Source organism: Frateuria defendens (assembly GCF_001182895.1).
In the GTDB taxonomy this organism is placed as follows: domain Bacteria; phylum Pseudomonadota; class Gammaproteobacteria; order Xanthomonadales; family Rhodanobacteraceae; genus Frateuria_B; species Frateuria_B defendens.
In genome coordinates this window covers 1-18,012 of the sequence record NZ_LFQR01000073.1, presented here as the reverse complement: position 1 = coordinate 18,012, position 18,012 = coordinate 1, and the positions used below count along the sequence as shown (strand labels likewise).

20 protein-coding genes and 1 tRNA gene are annotated in these 18,012 nt (G+C 72.1%); 13 read left to right on the top strand and 8 right to left on the bottom strand.

Annotated features, from left to right (window positions below):
- Nucleotides 1–33: 33 nt before the first annotated feature.
- Nucleotides 34–966: a chemotaxis protein gene (locus tag ACH65_RS11065; RefSeq protein ID WP_049622652.1), complete on the bottom strand. Its 933-nt coding sequence runs from the start codon at nt 964–966 to the stop codon at nt 34–36.
- Between the two features lie 273 nt (nt 967–1,239).
- Between ACH65_RS11065 and ACH65_RS11060 the strand changes: the two genes are divergently transcribed.
- The 5 genes from ACH65_RS11060 (at nt 1,240) to ACH65_RS11040 (ending at nt 5,429) form a co-directional block, all read left to right on the top strand.
- Nucleotides 1,240–2,544: a methyl-accepting chemotaxis protein gene (locus ACH65_RS11060; RefSeq protein WP_049622651.1), complete on the top strand. Its 1,305-nt coding sequence runs from the start codon at nt 1,240–1,242 to the stop codon at nt 2,542–2,544.
- A gap of 2 nt (nt 2,545–2,546) precedes the next feature.
- Nucleotides 2,547–3,224: a flagellar basal body P-ring formation chaperone FlgA gene (flgA, locus tag ACH65_RS11055; protein WP_049622650.1), complete on the top strand. Its 678-nt coding sequence runs from the start codon at nt 2,547–2,549 to the stop codon at nt 3,222–3,224.
- Between the two features lie 85 nt (nt 3,225–3,309).
- Entirely contained in the window at nt 3,310–3,645 is a 336-nt protein-coding gene (flgM, locus tag ACH65_RS11050; protein ID WP_049622649.1) for a flagellar biosynthesis anti-sigma factor FlgM, read from the top strand.
- A gap of 1 nt (nt 3,646) precedes the next feature.
- Nucleotides 3,647–4,096 (top strand): flagella synthesis protein FlgN, encoded by a 450-nt coding sequence (locus ACH65_RS11045; protein WP_049622648.1) that lies wholly within the window; start codon nt 3,647–3,649, stop codon nt 4,094–4,096.
- A 70-nt stretch (nt 4,097–4,166) separates the two neighbouring features.
- A complete protein-coding gene (locus ACH65_RS11040) occupies nt 4,167–5,429 on the top strand; it encodes an EAL and HDOD domain-containing protein (protein WP_049622656.1) in 1,263 nt (420 codons plus the stop codon).
- Nucleotides 5,430–5,719: 290 nt separating this feature from the next.
- Here the strand turns inward: ACH65_RS11040 and ACH65_RS11035 are convergent, their stop codons facing one another.
- Both ACH65_RS11035 and ACH65_RS11030 read right to left on the bottom strand, forming a co-directional pair.
- The gene (locus tag ACH65_RS11035) at nt 5,720–6,748 is read right to left on the bottom strand and encodes a TMEM43 family protein (RefSeq protein ID WP_049622647.1); all 1,029 of its coding nucleotides are present in this window, start codon (nt 6,746–6,748) and stop codon (nt 5,720–5,722) included.
- Nucleotides 6,745–7,611, bottom strand: a complete 867-nt coding sequence (locus ACH65_RS11030) for an MBL fold metallo-hydrolase (RefSeq protein WP_049622646.1) — start codon at nt 7,609–7,611, stop codon at nt 6,745–6,747. The genes ACH65_RS11035 and ACH65_RS11030 overlap by 4 nt, the downstream gene beginning before the upstream one ends.
- 174 nt (nt 7,612–7,785) lie before the next feature.
- Here ACH65_RS11030 and ACH65_RS11025 point away from each other — a divergent pair, with 174 nt between their 5' ends.
- On the top strand, nt 7,786–8,652 hold the full coding sequence (locus ACH65_RS11025) for a PhzF family phenazine biosynthesis protein (RefSeq protein ID WP_049622645.1): 867 nt from the start codon (nt 7,786–7,788) through the stop codon (nt 8,650–8,652).
- Nucleotides 8,653–8,761: 109 nt separating this feature from the next.
- Here the strand turns inward: ACH65_RS11025 and ggt are convergent, their stop codons facing one another.
- The 5 genes from ggt to rsmD all read right to left on the bottom strand — a co-directional run bounded on the left by ggt (nt 8,762) and on the right by rsmD (nt 13,114).
- On the bottom strand, nt 8,762–10,492 hold the full coding sequence (gene ggt, locus ACH65_RS11020) for a gamma-glutamyltransferase (RefSeq protein ID WP_049622644.1): 1,731 nt from the start codon (nt 10,490–10,492) through the stop codon (nt 8,762–8,764).
- On the bottom strand, nt 10,489–10,749 hold the full coding sequence (locus ACH65_RS11015; protein WP_049622655.1) for a YfhL family 4Fe-4S dicluster ferredoxin: 261 nt from the start codon (nt 10,747–10,749) through the stop codon (nt 10,489–10,491). Before ACH65_RS11015 ends, ggt begins: the two co-directional genes overlap by 4 nt.
- Nucleotides 10,750–11,213: 464 nt before the next feature.
- On the bottom strand, nt 11,214–11,714 hold the full coding sequence (locus ACH65_RS11010) for a hypothetical protein (protein ID WP_049622643.1): 501 nt from the start codon (nt 11,712–11,714) through the stop codon (nt 11,214–11,216).
- Nucleotides 11,707–12,246: a pantetheine-phosphate adenylyltransferase gene (gene coaD / locus ACH65_RS11005; RefSeq protein ID WP_049622642.1), complete on the bottom strand. Its 540-nt coding sequence runs from the start codon at nt 12,244–12,246 to the stop codon at nt 11,707–11,709. Before coaD ends, ACH65_RS11010 begins: the two co-directional genes overlap by 8 nt.
- A gap of 307 nt (nt 12,247–12,553) precedes the next feature.
- The gene (gene rsmD, locus ACH65_RS11000; RefSeq protein WP_049622641.1) at nt 12,554–13,114 is read right to left on the bottom strand and encodes a 16S rRNA (guanine(966)-N(2))-methyltransferase RsmD; all 561 of its coding nucleotides are present in this window, start codon (nt 13,112–13,114) and stop codon (nt 12,554–12,556) included.
- A gap of 73 nt (nt 13,115–13,187) precedes the next feature.
- Between rsmD and ftsY the strand changes: the two genes are divergently transcribed.
- From ftsY to ACH65_RS21030, 7 genes are all read left to right on the top strand, one after another.
- The gene (gene ftsY, locus ACH65_RS10995) at nt 13,188–14,336 is read left to right on the top strand and encodes a signal recognition particle-docking protein FtsY (RefSeq protein WP_082190265.1); all 1,149 of its coding nucleotides are present in this window, start codon (nt 13,188–13,190) and stop codon (nt 14,334–14,336) included.
- 13 nt (nt 14,337–14,349) lie between these two features.
- Nucleotides 14,350–15,426, top strand: a complete 1,077-nt coding sequence (locus ACH65_RS10990; protein ID WP_336884805.1) for an AsmA family protein — start codon at nt 14,350–14,352, stop codon at nt 15,424–15,426.
- Entirely contained in the window at nt 15,423–16,502 is a 1,080-nt protein-coding gene (mutY, locus tag ACH65_RS10985) for an A/G-specific adenine glycosylase (RefSeq protein WP_049622640.1), read from the top strand. Before ACH65_RS10990 ends, mutY begins: the two co-directional genes overlap by 4 nt.
- Nucleotides 16,503–16,575: 73 nt before the next feature.
- The gene (locus ACH65_RS10980; RefSeq protein ID WP_049622639.1) at nt 16,576–16,854 is read left to right on the top strand and encodes an oxidative damage protection protein; all 279 of its coding nucleotides are present in this window, start codon (nt 16,576–16,578) and stop codon (nt 16,852–16,854) included.
- A 70-nt stretch (nt 16,855–16,924) separates the two neighbouring features.
- Nucleotides 16,925–17,000, top strand: a tRNA-Phe gene (locus tag ACH65_RS10975).
- A gap of 57 nt (nt 17,001–17,057) precedes the next feature.
- Complete coding sequence (locus ACH65_RS10970) at nt 17,058–17,549, top strand: GIY-YIG nuclease family protein (RefSeq protein ID WP_153242564.1); 492 nt, start codon at nt 17,058–17,060, stop codon at nt 17,547–17,549.
- A 285-nt stretch (nt 17,550–17,834) separates the two neighbouring features.
- Nucleotides 17,835–18,012, top strand: a 178-nt coding sequence (locus ACH65_RS21030) for a type II toxin-antitoxin system HicA family toxin (RefSeq protein ID WP_336884807.1), incomplete at its 3' end; no start/stop codon positions are given.

The window sequence follows — 18,012 nt, the reverse complement described above, 5'->3', positions numbered from 1 at the left end:
TCGCGCTCCCCCGAGGGGAGAGGGAGCAAGCACTCAGGCCGCCCCGGCCGCCTCCGGCAACAGATCGATCACCGCCTGCGCCAGCACATCCGGCTGGAACTTGGCGATGAAACGGTCCGCATTGACCTCCTTCACCATCGCCTCGTTGAACAGCCCGCTCAACGAACTGTGCAGCACCACCTTCAGGCGCCGCAGGTCCGGCGCCTCGCGGATCGCGCGGGTGAGCGCGTAGCCGTCCAGCTGCGGCATCTCGATGTCGGACACCACCAGCCTCACGCCCTCCTCCTGCGGCCCCGCGGCCAGCGCGTGCAGGCGCTCCAGCGCCTCGCGGCCGTCCTGCGCCACCACGCACTCGATGTCCAACTGCTTGAACAGGTTCACCAGCTGGCGGCGGGCCACTACCGAATCGTCCACCACCATCACCCGGCGCGGCTGCAGCGAATGCTCGCTGGCGTGGCGCAACACGGTGGCGGAGAGGTCCTTGGGCGTCGCCTGCACGTGGGCCAGCACGTGCTCCACGTCGATCACCGCCACCAGCGCACCGTCCACCCGGGTCACCGCGTTGACCCGCGCGCCGAAGCCCAGCGCGGGGCTGGGCACGGCCAGCGACTCGCCCTCGCAGTGCACGATGCGCTGGAAGTCGCCGACCAGGAAACCCTGCACCGAGCGGCTGAACTCGGTGACCATCAGGTGCGCGCCGGGCGCCTCGCGCAGCGGCTCGTAGCCCATCGCTGCGCCGAGGTCGAGCACCGGGATGGTCTGGCCGCGATAGGCGCAGCTGCCGGCCAGCAGCAGCGGCGCGCCGGGCAGGCGCTCCAGCGGCGGGCGGCTCATCACCTCGCGCACCTTGAACACGTTGATGCCGAAGAGCTGCGCGTCGCCCAGGCGGAACAGCAGCATCGCCACCCGGTTGTGCCCGGCCAGCCGGGTCTGGCGCTCCACGTTGTCCAGCAGCTGGCCGCTCATGCCGATTCCTCGTTATCCATGCACGCCGTATCGGCGGCCCCGCGCAAGCCTTGAGCCGCCAGCCCACCGCATGCGCCCAGCGCGCCTGCGCGCGACCGCCTCCCTGGACTCCCCCGAAAAGCGTCGCACGCAGGCGCGCTCCCACGAAAACCGGTCCGAAGGACCGACGGCCAGGCATTGCCACACCATGGCACGTGGCTTGCTTCCTCAAGTTCCATCGTCCGCGGCCGATGCCGGGGACGACGAAACCGCCATGCAGGGAACCTCTTCCACATGAGTCTGATCCGCAGCCAGCACCTGGCCGCCCTCGCCCAGGCCGCCGCCGCCGGCGACGAGGCGCGCGTCGCCGAGCTGGGCCGCCGCCATCCCGCCGCCGCCGCCGCGCTGGCGCCGCTGCTCGCCGCGCTGGCGCGGCCGGCGGCGACGGTCGGCCTGCAGACGCTGGAGCAGCAGAGCCTGGTGCTCAACGCCGCCCAGCAGCTCACCCGCGAGCAGGCCGCGCTGGAGCAGTCGGCGCAGGAGAGCCGCGACGGCGTCGGTCGCTTGACGGACGGCAGCGCCGGAATCTCGACGGCCCTGGCCCAGGTGGCCGCCGCGCTGGGCAACGCCGGCCAGGCCGGCCATGCCGGCGGCGCCAGCGTGGGCGAGCTGGACGGGCAGCTGCGCCTGCTGCGCAGCGCGCTGTCGGCAATGAGCCGCAACCAGGCGCGGCTGGCCGAGCAGGTGGCGCAGATCCGCAAGCTCACCGGCCTGGTGCAGGAGATCGCCCACCAGACCAACCTGGTCGCGCTCAACGCCGCCATCGAGGCCGCCCGCGCCGGCGAAGCGGGCCGCGGCTTCGCCGTGGTGGCCGACGAGGTGAAGCAGCTGGCCGAGAAGACCGCCCAGGCCACCGCCGAGATCGAGGGCGTCACCGGCTCCATCGGCGATTTCTCGCTGCAGGTGGACGGCGACGTGCGCCAGGGCCTGCAACGGCTGGAGCGCGCCCAGGCCGGCGTGGACCAGGCCGGCGGCGCCCTGCGCACCAGCGAGGACGCGCTGCGCCTGGCCGGCGAGCGCATCAGCGCGCTGCAGCGCAGCCAGGATGCCCAGCACGCCCGCGCCACCGCCACCCAGGCTGCACTCGGCGCGCTGCACCGCCGCGGCACCGAGGCGCGCCGCCAGGCCGAGGCGCTCAACCGCGCCGCCCTGCTCGCCCACCACCTCGCCCTGGCCTGGCTGGAGCGCGACAGCGGCAACGACCCGGCCAGCCTCAGCCTCACCGTGCGCGAATCGGCCCAGGGCCTGCGCCAGGCCACCGAGCTAGCGCTGCTGGAACCGACCGCGCTGGACCGCCGCTGGTTCGACAGCACCGCGCTGGAGCGCAGCCTGGGCCGCCTCACCGCCAGCCATGCCGGCCACCCGGCCGCAGCGGCCCTGCGCGCCGCCGGCAAGGAACTCAGCGAGCACGGCAACGCCTTCGTCGGCCTGCTCTGCGAAGGCCAGCTCGACCAGGCCACGCAGCTCTCGCGCCAGCTGGAAAGCGGACGCGAGGCGCTGGTGACGCAATTGGCCGCCCTGCTTGGCGACGCGGCGTGACGATGCGCGGCCGCCGGCTTGGCCTGCTGCTCGCGCTCGCCGCGCCGGCTGCCGCGGCGGCGCCGGCGCCGCATGCGTTCGCGCAGCAGTGGCTGGCGCAGCACTTCGCCCAGCCCGGCAGCCGGGTCGAGGCGAGCGCGGAGCCGCTCGACCCGCGCGTACGCCTCGCCCCCTGCGCGGGCCGCCTCGAAGGCGCCCTGCCCGGCGACGGCCGCCCCGCGCCGCGCATGAGCGTGCTGGTGCACTGCACCGCACCCGGCGGCTGGACCCTGCGGGTGCCCGTCTCGCTCAAGCTCTACCGCAGCGTGCTGGTCGCCAGCCGGCCGTTGCAGCGCGGCGACGGCGTGGTCGCCGGCGACGTGCATGCGGAGGAACGCGACGTCACCCGCCTCGGCTACGGCTACCTCGATGCCCTGGACCAGCTCGCCGAACGCAGCCTGGCGCGCCCGCTCGCCGCCGGCAGCGTGCTCACGCCCGCCGCGCTCGGCGGCCGCCAGATGGTGCGCGCCGGCGACCGCGTGCAACTGCTCGCCGAACTCGACAGCATCGCCGTACGCGCCGAAGGCGTGGCGCTGGGCAGCGGCGACAGCGGCGCCCGCCTGCGCGTGCGCAACGCCAACTCGGGGCGGGTCGTGGACGCGCTGGTGCGCGCGCCCGGCGAAATGGTGGCATTACCATGAACGAAGCCCGCGGCGCGATTAAAGTTTTCGTCCGGGCGGCCGATTCCAGCAGGGACAGGGCCAATCACGTATCGAGAACGGACCGATGAATACCACCATCTCCCACAACGGCCTGCCGCTGCTCCCGCAGACCACCAGCGGCCAGGGCGGCAGCGGCCCGGCGCAGGGCGCCGGCACCGGCGGCGCCACCGCCGGCACGGCGACCGGCGGTGACGACCGCGTCAGGCTGACCGACTCGGCCCGGGCGCTGCAGGAGGCCTCGCGCCCCGGCGAGGGCGCCGCCATCGACAGCCAGCGCGTGGAGAAGATCCGCGCCGCGCTGGCCGACGGCAGCTACCAGGTCAACCCCGGCCGCATCGCCGACGGCATGCTGTCCCTGGACCGCCAGATCGGCGGCACCGCGCCCACCGGCAAGGCCTGACATGGGCCCCGGCGCGCAAGCCGAGCTGGACGCCGCGCTGGGCGCGGTGGTGGAGGACATGCGCCTGGCCACCGACGAGCTGGCCGCGGTACTGGAGGAGGAGCGCGTGGCGCTCGCCGGCGCCGACGCCGAAGCGATCGACCGCACCGGCGCGCACAAGCAGCGGCTGATGGAACGGCTGGAGCAGTACGACGCCGAGCGCGTGCAGCTGGCCGCCAATGCGCCGGACGCGGCGGGGCAGCTGGCGCCGGCCTGGCAGCGCATCCTGCGCCGGCTGGCCGACTGCCGCGACCTCAACCAACGCAACGGGCTCCTCGTCGGCCTGCGGCTGGCGCAGGTGCGCCGCGCGCTGGCGGTGCTGGCCGGCCACGACGGCGAAGCCGCCGGCACCTACGGCCCCGGCGGCGAGCTGCGCACGCGCACCCGCTCGCAACGCCTGGCCGAAGCCTGATCACGCCGCCGGGGCGACTCGGGCCGGGGTTTTGCGCGAGGCCACCGCCTCGCCCCAGCAGATCTACGACATGAATCACTCGACCGCTTCGCCCCGCTCCACCGAACCGGCCGGCTCCGGCCTGCCCGACCAGCCGTTGCCGGTGGTGCGCAGCCCGATGCTGGACCGCGACCGCCAGCTGTTCGCCTACGAGGTCATGTTCCAGCGCGGCGCCGGCGACGACGCCGCGCTGATGCAGCGCGTGCTCTCCACCATCACCGACGGCGCGCTGACCCGGCTGGTGCGCGGCAACCGCACCTTCCTCACCCTCTCGCGCGAGCTGCTGCTGGAGCGGACCGACGTGCTGCTGCACCAGCCCCGCTTCGGCGTGGTGCTGTCGCCGGCCTTCGCCGACGACGAGCCGCTGCTCGAACGGCTGCGCCTGCTGGCCCAGCGCGGCTGCCTGCTGCTGCTCGACATGGGCGACACGCCGCCCAGCGGCAGCGCGCGGCTGGAGGCGCTATTGCAGATCGTGCAGTTCGTGCGCCTGGACGCCAGCCGGCTGTCGCCGGAGGAGCTGGGCGCGCGCAGCCGCCGCCTGCACGAGCGCGGCCTGTGGGTGGTCGCCGGCCAGGTCGACGACCACGCCACCTACCACCGCTGCCTGGAACTGCCGCTGCACGCCATCCAGGGCCGCTACCTGCTGATCCCCGACGAGGTGGAAGTGCCGGTGCTCTCGGCCAACCGGCTGAGCATCCTGCGCCTGATGCGCTCGCTGGAGGAGCGCAACCCCGGCCCGGTGGAACTGGGCGACATCATCCGCGACGACGCGGTGCTGAGCTACAAGCTGCTCTCCTGCGTGAACTCGGCCTACTTCGCGCTGCCGCGGCAGCTCAAGTCGGTGCAGCAGGCGGCGATCTTCTTCGGCGTCACCCGCATGCGCAACTGGATCTACACCATGACGCTGGGCGGCATGGACGACCGTCCGCCGGAGCTGCTGCGCGCCGCGCTGATCCGCGCGCAGATGTGCGAGAAGCTGGCCGAGGCCGAAAGCATGCCGCGCGAGCAGCGCGAGCTGGCCTTCACCGCCGGCCTGTTCTCGCTGCTCGACACCCTGATGTGCGCGCCGATGGAGTTCGTGCTGGCGCAGTTGCCGCTGGTGCCGGAGATCCGCGAGGCGCTGGTGGAGCAGCGCGGCCCCTATGCCGAACTGCTGGAGCAGATCTGCGCCTGGGAAGCCGGCGAGCTGGCCGGCCAGCAGGCCCAGCGCATCCAGCGCATGGCCGCGATCTACCTGAAGGCCACGCAATGGGCCGACCAGGTCTACGCCCACGCGGACCCGCAACCGCACTGAACCCCGCCCCTCGCGCGGCCCCAAGCTGGCCGCACACCGCGCCCTCTCCCTTCCGGGGCACGCGGGGAGGCGCCATGGATGGCGCCGGCATCGAGGAACGCGGAGAGGGCCAGGGTGAGTGGCGCGCCGGCCACGCCCGCGCTGCGAGCGAGCGTTGTGCCCCCTCGCCTCAAAAAACCGATGTCGTTCATGGCGTCTCCCCCGCGTACCCCGGCGGAGAGGAAACCAAGCATCGCGCTCAGGCATTCGCGCGAAGAAAGCCGCAAGGCAAAGCCACCGGCTCGCCTCCTTCACCCTCCCCGCCGCTGCCTCCACACCGCCAGCCCAACGCCCACCGCGGCCACGGCGAACCAGCCCAGTGACATCGCCGGATCGCCGCCGAGCCACACCGCAGCGGCCACCGCCGCCACCGCCGCCGCGCCGACGCCGAGCGCCAGCCACACGTCGCGCCGCCGGTGCGCCCACAGCAGCGCGAGTACGCCCAGCGCGCCCAGCAGCAGCGCGGCGAGCCGGCGCGGCTGCACCGAGGCGGGCGGTTCCGGCACATCGGGCAAGAGATCGGTGAGGCCGCGCTCGCCCACCTGCACGTCGAAGCCGCGGCCGTCCGGCGCATCCGCCGCCGGCACCAGGCGGTGGTCGGCCGGGCGCGCGAAGATCGTCACCATCTGCTGGGGCACCTGCTCCCAGCTCACGCGCAGGTCGCCCAGGCGCGGATGGGCGGGGTTGGCGCTGGTCACCAGGTGGCCCTGGTACACGCCAAAGCTCGCGGCCAGGTTCGGCGGCAGCCGCGCCGCCTCCGCCGCGACCGGCTCCGCGCCGGGCAAGGCGCGCAGCAGCGGCGCGGAGAGCGCATAGCCGCCCACCCGCACCTCGCCGGCCTCGAAGCGCCGCCCTTCCAGCGGGAACGCGCCGGGGTTCACGTGCCCGGCCGGCTGCTTGAAGTCGGTGGCGTCGAGCGGGTGATCCACCCAATCCAGCTCGTAGTGCACGGCCTCGCCCACGCGCACCTCGCGCCACTGGAACATCTCCACCCGGCGCGTCAGCAGCGGGGTCGGCACCTCGAGGCCGAAGTCGGGATCGCGCGCCGGCTGCACCACCTCCAGCGGCCCGCTCACGCGCGCCATGCCGCCGTACAGCCCGCCCACCGGCCCCGCCGCGCCCAGGTCTTCCACCTGGCCACCGTGGCGCTCGATCGCCGCGCGGTATTGCAGCAGGCCGCGCTCGGTCATCGCCGCGAGCGCGATGCCGGCGAGCAGCAGCAGCGCGCCGGCCGCCTTCAGCGCCAGCGTCCCCAGGGCCACGCCGCCGTAGCGGATCATGCGCGGCCGCCTTCGGCCGCCAGGCCCTCCAGCTCGCGCAGCTCATCGGCGGTGCCGTAGCGGCCGCGCTCGTCGCGGGTCACGCGCGCCAGCGCGCACTCGTGGTCGTGGGTGAAGAACAGCCGCACGCCGCGCGCCAGCTTGTCGTCGAGAAAGGCGCGCTTCTCGTCGATCAGCCGCTCGGGGTAGCGGTCGTAGCCCATGGTGATCGGCAGGTGCACCCAGTGGCGGCCGGGAATGAGGTCGGCGCAGAACACCACCCCGCCCGCCTCGGCCAGCATCAGGCCCGGCGTATGGCCGTCCGAATAGTGGAAGCGCACCGCCTCGCCGAGCGTGGCCGAATGCTCGCCCTCGACCAGTTCCAGCCGCCCGCTGGCTTCGAGCAGCGCGGGCAGCTCGGGAATGAAGGAGGCGCGGTCGCGCGGGTGCGGATCGAGCGCTCGCCGCCAATGCGCCGCGCCCACCAGGTAACGCGCATTGGGAAACAGCAGGCGCGGCGGCCGGCCTTCCTCCCACGCGGCCAGCAGGCCGCCGGCGTGGTCGAAATGCAGGTGCGAGAGCACCACCACGTCGATGTCCTCATGGCCGAGGCCCGCGGCGGCCAGCGAGTCGAGCAGCACGTGGCGCTCCTCCACCACGCCGTAGCGCTCGCGCAGCGCCGGCTCGAAGAAGGCGCCGATGCCGGTCTCGAACAGCACGTTGCGGCCGTCCAGGCCCTTCGCCAGCAGGCAGCGGCAGGCCAACGGGATGCGGTTGGCCGCATCCGGCGCGATCCAGCGCGACCACAGCGCCTTCGGCGCGTTGCCGAACATGGCGCCGCCGTCGAGCTGTTGCGAATTGCCGAGGAGCGACCAGAATTCCATGCGCGTATCCGTTTGTCGTTGCCGGGGCCGGAATGTGAAGGCGGGCCGCGGCGCCATGGCGCTTAGGGTGCCACGCGCCGCGTCGCCGCTTCGTCCATCCGCCGGCGGCCATCCGTCTAGGATACGCGAGCCCCGTGGCGCGCGCGTCGCCGCCCCATCGCCCTTCGGACACCCATGCCCCGCCGCTACCTCGAACTCGACGTCTTCGCCGACCGCCCGCTGCATGGCAACCCGCTGGCAGTGATCGTGGAGGCGCAGGACCTCGGCACCGCGCAGATGCAGCGCATCGCGACCTGGACCAACTGCGCCGAGACGATCTTCCTGCTGCCGCCCACGCAGGCCGGTGCCGACTACCGCGTGCGCATCTTCACCGTGCACCAGGAGCTGCCCTTCGCTGGCCATCCCAGCCTCGGCGCCGCCTTCGGCGCCCGCCACGCCGGCCTGCTCGGCCATGCCGGCCCGGACCTGGTGCAGGAGTGCGGCGCGGGCCTGCTGCCGGTGCACCTCGACGAAGCCGGCGCCATCCACGTGCGCGTGCCGGACGCCACGCTGGAACCGTTGCCCGACGCGGCGCAGGCCGCGCTCGCCGAAGCGCTGGGCACCGCGCCGACCGCCCCGCCCTGGTCGGTGTGCAACGGCCCGCGCTGGATCGTGGCGGAACTGGCCGAGGCCGCCGCCGTGCGCCGGCTGCGGCCGGACCTCGCCGCACTCGGCCGATTGGCCGCGACGGCCGGCGCCCTGGGCGCCGCCGTGTTCGGCCGCGAGCCCGATGGCCCCGCCGCGATGGCGGTGCGCGCCTTCTGCCCCGGCGACGCGGTGCCGGAAGACCCCGTCACCGGCAGCGCCAACGCCGCCATCGCCAGCGTGCTGCACGCCACCGGCGGGCTGGAGCGCTACGGCGGCAGGCATTACGTGGCGAGCCAGGGCCGCGAGGTGGGGCGCGACGGGCGCGTGGCGGTGCACGTCGGCCGCGAAGGAGCCGTGACGGTGGGCGGCCGCTGCGCGCTGACGGTCGAGGGCGTCATCCACCTGGACGTCTAGACGTCCGCGGCCCCGCAACGCGAAAGGCCCGCCGCCCCGGCGAACCGGTACGGCGGACCTTCGGCCCGGCGCCGTCCTCCGCACACGAAGGACGGCCGGCGGCAGGCGCTTACTGCACCTTGCCCAGGCCCGACGGCCGGCGCGGGTCGCTGGCGGCGTCGAGCGCGTTGGTCTGGTGGTCCCAGGTGACCACGTTCATGTAGCCCCAGGGCTCGCGCGGGTGCAGGTCGTAGCCCATGCGCTTGAGCGCGTCGGCGGTGGCGGCGTCGAACACGCCGTCCTCCACGTCCACGCGGTCGGGCAGGAACTGGTGGTGGTAGCGCTTCTGCGCGGCGATGCCGGTGGCGCTCTTGCCGTCCACGAAGGCGAGGATGCCCTCCAGCACCTGGGTGATGATGGTGGAGCCGCCCGGCGAGCCGATCACCGCGGAGCGGTCCTTGCCCAGCACCAGGCTCGGCGACATCGAGGACAGCGGGCGCTTGCCCGGCTCCGGCGCGTTGGCCTTGCTGCCGAGCAGGCCGTACACGTTGGGCATGTTGGGCACCAGCGCGAAGTCGTCCATCTCGTCGTTGAGCAGCACGCCGGTGTCGCCGGCCACGAAGGTGGAGCCGAGGATGTAGTTCACCGTGGTGGTGATGCCGATCATGTTGCCGTCTTTGTCGATGATCGAGAAATGCGTGGTGTGCATGCCCGGATCGCGCGCCGACACCGCCGGCAGCATCGAGGACGGCGTGGCCTTGTCGGGCAGGATGCTCTGGCGCAGGCCGTCGGCGTAGTACGGCGACAGCAGCATGTCCAGCGGCATCTTCACGAAGTCGGGGTCGCCGAGGTAGTCGTTGTGGTCGCGGAACGCGCGGCGCATCGCCTCGATCACCAGGTGCGTGCGATGCGCCTCGTCCAGGCCGGCGAGGTCGAAGCCGGAGAGGATGTTGAGGATCTCGGCGATCGCCACGCCGCCCGAGGACGGCGGCGGCGCGGTGACGATGTGGTAGCCGTGGTAGTCCACCGCGACCGGCGTGCGCTCCTTGGCGCGGTAGGTGGCGAGGTCCTTGAGCGTCCAGTCGCCGCCCGCGGCCTTCACCGCCTTCACCAGTGCCTCGGCCGTCTCGCCCTGGTAGAAGCCGGCCAGGCCGTGCGCGGCCAACGCCTCGAGCGTGCGCGCCTGGTTCGGGTCGCGCCACAGCTCGCCCTCGGCCGGCGGCTTGCCGCCGGGCAGGAACTTGGCTGCGGAGGCGGGCCAGCGGTTCAGATCCTTCACCCGCTCGGCAATCGAGCCGCGCAGGCGCGGGTCGGGCTTGAAGCCGTCACGGGCGGCGTGGATCGCCGGCGCCAGCGACACCGTGAGCGGCAGCTTGCCGTATTTCTGGGCCAGCAGCACCAGGCCAGCCGGCTCGCCGGGAATGCCGGCCGAGAGCGGGCCGTTGAGCGAGGTATCGCGGTTGGGCGTGCCGTCCGCGTTCAAGTAATCCTTGGGGTTCACCGCGGCCGGCGCGGTCTCGCGCGCGTCGATGAACGACTCGTGGCCGCCGGCCGTGCGCAGCACGCCCATGAAGCCGCCGCCGATGCCCGAGCTTTCCGGCTCCACCACCGACAGCGTGGAGGCCACCGCGATCGCCGCGTCGAAAGCGTTACCGCCCTTGGACAGCACCTCGAAGCCGGCCTCGGTGGCGAGGAAGTTGGCGCTGGCGATGGCCGCGTGGCCCGGCTTCTGCGCGACGGCCGCGGGGGCCGGCTTCGGGGTGGTGCGGGGGGCGCCGTCCGCGAACGCGAACGCGCTGGCACCGGTGAACAACAGGCTGAGTGCGAGTGCGCGCACGTTCCAGCTTCCGGACAACTTCATGCCTTGGGCTCCTTTGCCATCAGGTGTTGGTACTTGAGCTCGAGCTCCCCATGCGATTCGGCATGGGCCGGATCGACGATGATGCACTCGACCGGGCACACCACCACGCACTGCGGCTCGTCGTGGTGGCCCACGCACTCGGTGCACAGCGACGGGTCTATTACGTAGTACTCCTCGCCGAGCGAGATCGCCTTGTTCGGGCAGACCGGCTCGCATACGTCGCAATTGACGCAGGTATCGAGAATCTTCAGGGACATGGCCGGAGTGTACATGGGAGCAGGCGGCCGCATGGCCGGGCACGCGAGGCGCGACAATGCGTACCGGGCCGCTCTTGCGGCGGGACCGCGCGGCGCCTTGGGAAGGCCGGCGCGGGGCGGCTTGCGGGAGCGGGCGCAAGCGCCATGGCATTCGGCCGGCTAGACGTCCGGATGCCATGCCACCTGATCGCCAGAACTTGCAACGCCCCTTCCCCGCCAGGGCACGCGGGGGAGGAGGCGCCATGGATGGCGCCGGCTTTGAGTAGCGAGGCGGAATGAGGGGCAGATGCTCGCGGCCACGTAGCTATCTGCAGGCATCCCGAATAAAAAACCAAAGCCAATCCGGAACGAACCGGAGGCGGTGGCAAGACCCGCCCCTCGCCCCAACCCTCTCCCCGGCGGGGGAGAGGGAGCAAGGCGTCGCTCGCTGCCGGCGGAAGAAGGAGCCGGCAGTGGCGCACCGCTTACATGGCGACGAAACGCACCTGCGCGCCGGTCGGCTGCAGCATGCCGGTCACGCGGTCCTTGTCGCCCGCGTCGCCGATGAACAGCACGATCACGTCCTTGAACGAGCCCGGCTTGGCGTCCTTGAACGCCTCGGCCACGAAGTCGGCGGTCTTGGCCGACTCGGGGCCGGCGAACACCAGCATGTTGCCCGGCAGCACGCCGCGCGCGATCACGTCCTGCACGCTGGAGAGCTGGCGGTCACGGTTGGCCTTGGCGTCGTCGGTGTCGCCGGCCGGCACCAGGTAGGCGAACGGGCGGTCGGCGGTCATGCCCTGCATGTTCTGCTGCACGATCTGGCCGAGGTAGGCGTTCCACGCCTTGGTGTCGTTCGGGTCGGTGGGCTTGGCGGCCTTCTGCACCTGGGTGCTGGCCTGCTGGCTCTCGTCCTGCTGGCTGCAGGCGCCGAGCAGCAGCGCACCGGACACGGCGAGCGAGGCGGCGAAGATGAATTTACGCATGGTGGTCCCCTTCGGTTGAAGTGTTGCGCCAGCGCTGGCGCATGGCGTGTTGTACCGCCGGATGCACGAAACCGGAAATGTCGCCGCCGAGGCGGCCGATCTCGCGCACCAGCGTGGAGGAAATGAAGCTGTACTGCTCGGCCGGAGTGAGGAACAGCGTCTCCACCTGCGGGATCAGGTGGCGGTTCATGCTGGCGAGCTGGAACTCGTATTCGAAGTCCGACACCGCGCGCAGGCCGCGGATGATCACCCCGGCGCCGATCTCGGCCACGAACTGCGCCAGCAGGCAGTCGAAGCCGCGCACCTCCACGTTGGGCAGGTCCGCCAGCGCGAGCCGCGCCAGCGCGATGCGCTCGCCGTGGCCGAAGCCCGGCCCCCTGCCCTTGTTGGGGCTCTCCGCCACCGCCACCACCACCCGCTCGAACAGCGGCGCGGCGCGGGCGATCAGGTCCGCATGGCCGTTGGTGATCGGATCGAAGGTGCCCGGGTAGACGGCCAGGCGCTTGTTGACCGGAATGTTCACGAGGGACATGGGCGGATCGGGAAATACCGTAGCTTAGCGGAAGGTCCAAGCGCCTGCGCAATGCCTCTGCGTGGCCCGCGTTGCGCGCCGATGGGTGCCAGGCGGCAGTGCGTGGCGCCACGCCAGGCTGGCCGTCGGGCCAAGCCCCGCACCGCCGTCTGGCGCCCATCGGCAAGCTACCCGCAGGGCCGGGGCTGCTTGTCCGCAGGGCGGCGTCATCACTCGGCCGCGCAGGAACGTCCACGCCTTGAGCCATCTTCCTCGCCCTGCGCGCAACCGACTCCCGGCGTGCCGCACAGAGGCATGGCACAGGCCCTCAAGCCCGGCGATAGAGCGCGTAGCGCACTTCGCCGGCCTGCCCTTCGCGGTGCGCCAGCCAGTTCGCGGGCAGCGCCGGCGCCGCCCCGCGCGGGCACTCCACGTAGATCCACGCCTGCGGCGCCAGCCAGCCGCCCTGCTCCAGCCGCTCGGCCAGCGCCGTCCACAAATCCAGTGCGAACGGCGGGTCGAGGAACACCAGGCCGAAGGGCCGCGGCGCCTCGCCCAGGAAACGCGCGGCGTCGGTGGCGGCCACCGGCCCTGCCTCGGCCACCTTGAGCCGCGCCAGGTTGGCGCGCAGCGCCTGCGCGGCGCGCGCGTCCGGCTCCACGAACTGCACACCGGCGGCGCCGCGCGAGAGCGCCTCGATGCCCAGCGCGCCGGTGCCCGCACACAGGTCCAGCGCCCGCACGCCGGCGAGGATGGGCGCCAGCCAGTTGAACAGCGTCTCGCGCACGCGCTCGGGCGTGGGCCGCAGGCCGGGCAGGTCCGGCACCTCCAGCCGCGAATTGCGCAGCCGGCCGCCGATGATGCGGATGCGTCCTGGCGCGCCCTTCATGCGCCGCCTGTCTCAGCGGCAGGTTCGAACGGGGGTGATAGCATTCGGGCATTGTCTTCGAATCCCCGCCGCGATGCTCAAGTTCTGGAAGAAAAAGCCCGCCGAGGCCCCGCCCGCGCCGCCGCAGCCGGCCGAGGCCGAGCACGCCGCGGCGCCCGCCCCGGCCGCCGCGCCGCAGGCCGACGCCGAGTCGCTGGACAGCGGCTGCCCCGCGCTCGGTGAGGCGCTGTCGGAAGCCGCGCCGCCGGAAGAGCCCGCCGGCGAAGAGGCGCCGTTCGCCGTACCCGAGCCCGCCGCCGCACAGGCCCGGCGCGGCTGGCGCGAACGCCTCGCCGGCAGCGCCTTCGCGCGCGGCCTGTCCTCGCTGTTCATCCGCCACCCCAAGCTCGACGACGACCTGCTCGACGAGCTGGAAACCACCCTGATCACCGCCGACGTCGGCATCGAGGCCAGCACCGCGCTGGTGGAGAACCTGCGCCGGCGCATGCACAAGCGCGAGTTCGCCGACGCCCAGGCCCTGCTCGCCGCGCTGCGCGAGGACCTGGTGCAGCTGCTGCGCCCGGTGCAGCAGCCGCTCGCGGTGGGCGGGCGCAAGCCCTTCGTGGTGCTCACCGTGGGCATCAACGGCGTGGGCAAGACCACCACCATCGGCAAGCTCGCGCGCCGCTGGAGCGACGAAGGCCGCGGCGTGCTGCTCGCCGCCGGCGACACCTTCCGCGCCGCCGCGGTGGAACAGCTCAAGACCTGGGGCGCGCGCAACAACGTGCCGGTGATCTCGCAGGGCCAGGACGCCGACGCCGCCAGCGTGATCTTCGACGCCCTGCAGGCCGCGCGCTCGCGCGGCGTGGACGTGCTGGTGGCCGACACCGCCGGCCGCCTGCACACCCAGGGCGGCCTGATGGACGAGCTGGGCAAGATCGCCCGCGTGCTCAAGAAGCTCGACGCCGAGGCGCCGCACGAGGTGCTGATGGTGATCGACGGCACCACCGGCCAGAACGCGGTGAGCCAGGTGCGCCAGTTCCGCCAGATCGTGGGCGTGACGGGCCTGGTCGTGACCAAGCTCGACGGCACCGCCAAGGGCGGCGTGGTGTTCGCGCTGGCGCGCGAGTTCGGCCTGCCGATCCGCTTCGTGGGCCTGGGCGAGAGCGCCACGGACCTGCGCGTGTTCGACGCGGAGGCCTACGTCGACGGCCTGCTGCCGGCCAGCCTGGGCCAGGGCTGAGGCTGGCCGGGTGATGGCGATCTCGCGCCGGATGCGCCTGAGCCTGCTGGCCCTGGCCGGCCTGCTGCTGGCCCTGCTGCTGACCCTGCTGGTCACCGTCTACCTGCTGCTGCGACCGGAGCGCTTCACCGCGATGCTGCAGGCGCAGGCCACCGAGGTGGGGCTGGATCTCAGCCTGTCGAGCCCGGCCAGCCCCGCCCTGTTCCCGCGCCCCGCGCTGGAACTGGAGGGCCTCACCCTCAACGCGCGCGGCGCCAGCATGCCGATCCTGCTCGCCGCTCGCGGCCGGCTGGCGCTGCCCTGGCACACGCTGTTCGGCGGCCCCACCGCGATCTCCCGGCTGGAGATCGACGCGCCGCGGGTGGACCTCGACGCCCTGCAGAGCTGGCTGTCCAGCCTGCCCGCCGGCCCCGCGGCGGCGCCGTCCATCCCGCGCATCGACACCGGCATCCGCATCACCCGCGGCAGCTTGGTGCGCGGCAACCGCCTACTGCTCGACAACCTCGACCTCGAGACCGGCAGCCTGCTCTCCGGCCGCCCGTTCACGCTCAACCTCTCCGCGACGGACGCGCAGGACTCGCCCACCCGGCTGCAACTCTCCGCCACACCGCGCATCCGCGGCGACTCGCTGCAGCTGGACGAACTGGAACTGCACCTCGCCCACGAGAAGACCCTCACGCTGCAACTCGGCGGCACCGCGCACTGGCACGGCGCCGCCGACGCCGCCGCCGACCTGAGCGGCAGGCTCGACGACGCCAGGCACGGCCAGTACGACGTGGCGCTCACCCTCACCCCCGCCAACCAGCGCGACCCGCTGCTGCTCGCGCTCAAGCTCGAGGGCCCCGGCAACCGCGTCGACCTGCGCCTGCCGCCGCTGGCGCTGGCCGACTGGTGGTCCCAGCTCGACCGCGCCGAAGGGCCGCAGCTCGCAGTGCCGCCGGGCAGCGGCCACATCGAGGCCGAGCAGGCCGCATTCGGCGGCATCCGCATCGAGGGCCTGTCGATCCGGGCCGGCGACGAGGCGCCTCCTTCCTCATCCAGCACGCCGGCGCCGGCCTCGCCTTCATCGCCCACTTCGCGCAAGCCATGACGCCATCCTTTGCCGACGCCCTGCTGGCCTGGTTCGACCGCCACGGCCGCCACGACCTGCCCTGGCAGCTCGCCGACGAGCACGGCGGGCGCGACGCCTACCGCGTGTGGCTGTCCGAGGTGATGCTGCAGCAGACTCAGGTGAGCACGGTGATCGGCTACTTCCAGCGCTTCGTCGCCGCGCTGCCGACCCTGCGCGACCTCGCCGCCGACGACGAGGACAGCGTGCTCGCGCTGTGGTCGGGCCTGGGCTACTACCGCCGCGCCCGCTTCCTGCACCGCGCCGCGCAGCTGTGCGTCGAGCGCCACGGCGGCGAGCTGCCGCGCGACTTCGACGCGCTCGCCGCCCTGCCCGGCATCGGCCGCTCCACCGCCGGCGCCATCCTGGCCCAGGCGCACGGCCTGCGCTTCCCCATCCTCGACGGCAACGTCAAGCGCGTGCTCACGCGCTACCACGGCATCCACGGCCACCCGGGCGAACGCGCGGTCGAAAAGCAACTGTGGGAACACGCCGACGCGCATACGCCCGCCACGCGCGTGGCCGACTACAGCCAGGCGATCATGGACCTGGGCGCCACCGTCTGCCTGCGCTCGCGCCCGCTGTGCGCGGCCTGCCCGCTGGCGGACTCGTGCGTGGCCCACCGCGACCAGCTCACCGCCCAGTTGCCCACGCCCAAGCCCGGCAAGACGCTGCCCACCCGCAGCACCCTGATGCTGGTGCTGCGCGACGCGCACGGCCGCGTGCTGCTGGAACGGCGCGGCCCGCAGGGCGTGTGGTCCGGACTGTGGAGCCTGCCCGAAGCCGGCGACGCCGACGACGCCTGGCGCGCCGCGCAGCGCCATGCGCAGGTCGAGGACGCGCAGGCGCTGGCGCCCTTCGTGCACGTCTTCAGCCACTACCGCCTGCAAGTCGAGCCGCTGCTGTTCGACGGCGCGACACGCCGGCCCGGCATCGCCGATAATCCCGACCTGCGCTGGTGCACGACGGCGGAGTGGTCCGCGCTCGGCCTGCCGGCGCCGGTGCGCACGCTGCTCCAGAGCATCGAGGCCATGCCCCTCGAAACGGCGCAGGCCTGATCCGCCGCCCTGTCCAGGCCGCCTCGTCACGCACACGCCCCACACCCACAAGACGATCAGGAACGACCCACGCATGAGCCGCACCGTCCACTGCGCCAAGCTCGGCATCGACGCCGAAGGCCTCGACTTCGCGCCCTGGCCCGGCCCGCTCGGCCAGCGCATCTACGCCGAGATCTCCAAGCCAGCCTGGCAGCAATGGCTGGCCCACCAGACCATGCTGATCAACGAATACCGCCTCAACCCGCTCGACCCCAAGGCCCGCCAGTTCCTCGGTGGCGAGATGGAGAAGTTCCTGTTCGGCGGCGAGGTCCAGCACCCCGAAGGCTACGTCGCCCCCGACGCTGAGGCTTGACGCCACCGCCCACATCCGATTTAATGCGCGGCTCACGCAACACCGATGACCCCACGCGGTCGTCCACCCTGGCCGGGTAGCTCAGTTGGTAGAGCAGGGGATTGAAAATCCCCGTGTCGGCGGTTCGATTCCGTCCCCGGCCACCATTTCCAAGCCTTCGCATAACAAGTTGCCCGGAATTTGCACGGATTCCCGGAGAAGGCATGGCATCCATCCGACAGCGTGGAAAGTCTTGGCGAGCAGAGTTGTTCGTCAACGGCAGGCGCCAATCCAGATCCTTCAAGACTGTGGCGCTGGCTCGCTCATGGGCGGACCAGAAGGAGCTTCAGCTACAAGGCATGCCGATGCTTCGCGCGGCCATCGAGGACCATAAGCTCTCTGCTGTTCTGCCACGCCGATTCATCGAGGCACTTGGCAAGGCTAACTTCTGCCACAAGGAGATTGTGGATGCTGCCTTTCCCGTAGGGGAGCAGTGCGGAGTCTATTTCCTGATACGCGACTTTCAGGTCTCTTACGTGGGGCAGACTGTCAGGCTGTTCGAGCGTCTGGCACAGCATAAGCGGCGAGGTAGGCGATTTGACTCATTCACGTTCATACCATGCGCCCCTGAGCACTTGGACGAACTTGAAAAGACGTACATCACACTACTGTTCCCCGAGGAAAACACCACCATCGGAAGGCAGCTTGGCGGATAGTCGCCCCGATCACCGCGGGATGGTGCCAGTCAGCCAGTAGGGTCACGGGGGCGAAGATATGATAGGCGCCCCGGTCATCGGCTGTCGCTACCCATGGGGCGGCCGCCAGACTCGCGGGACCTGGTCAGGATGTTACGAGCAGACTGGAGCGACCATGGGGATTTCAGCCGAGGCGTGTAGGTGTCCGCCTGGGACGCTGTCCGGCTAGGACCATGGTCTGCCTGGGACGGCGAGGGGCGGTATTCACGTACGTGATAAGCGCTATAGGCGAAAAGTGTGGCAAGGATGTTTGGTGGGTATAGTGCTGACATCCTCGCATTGGTGGGTATAATAACCACCATGAAGAGCGCAGACGTCATCAAGAAGCTGGAAGCCAATGGCTGGTATCTGGATCGCGTGAAGGGTTCACACCACCACTTCAAGCACCCAACCAAGCCCGGGCTGGTGACGGCCCCCCCCCCCC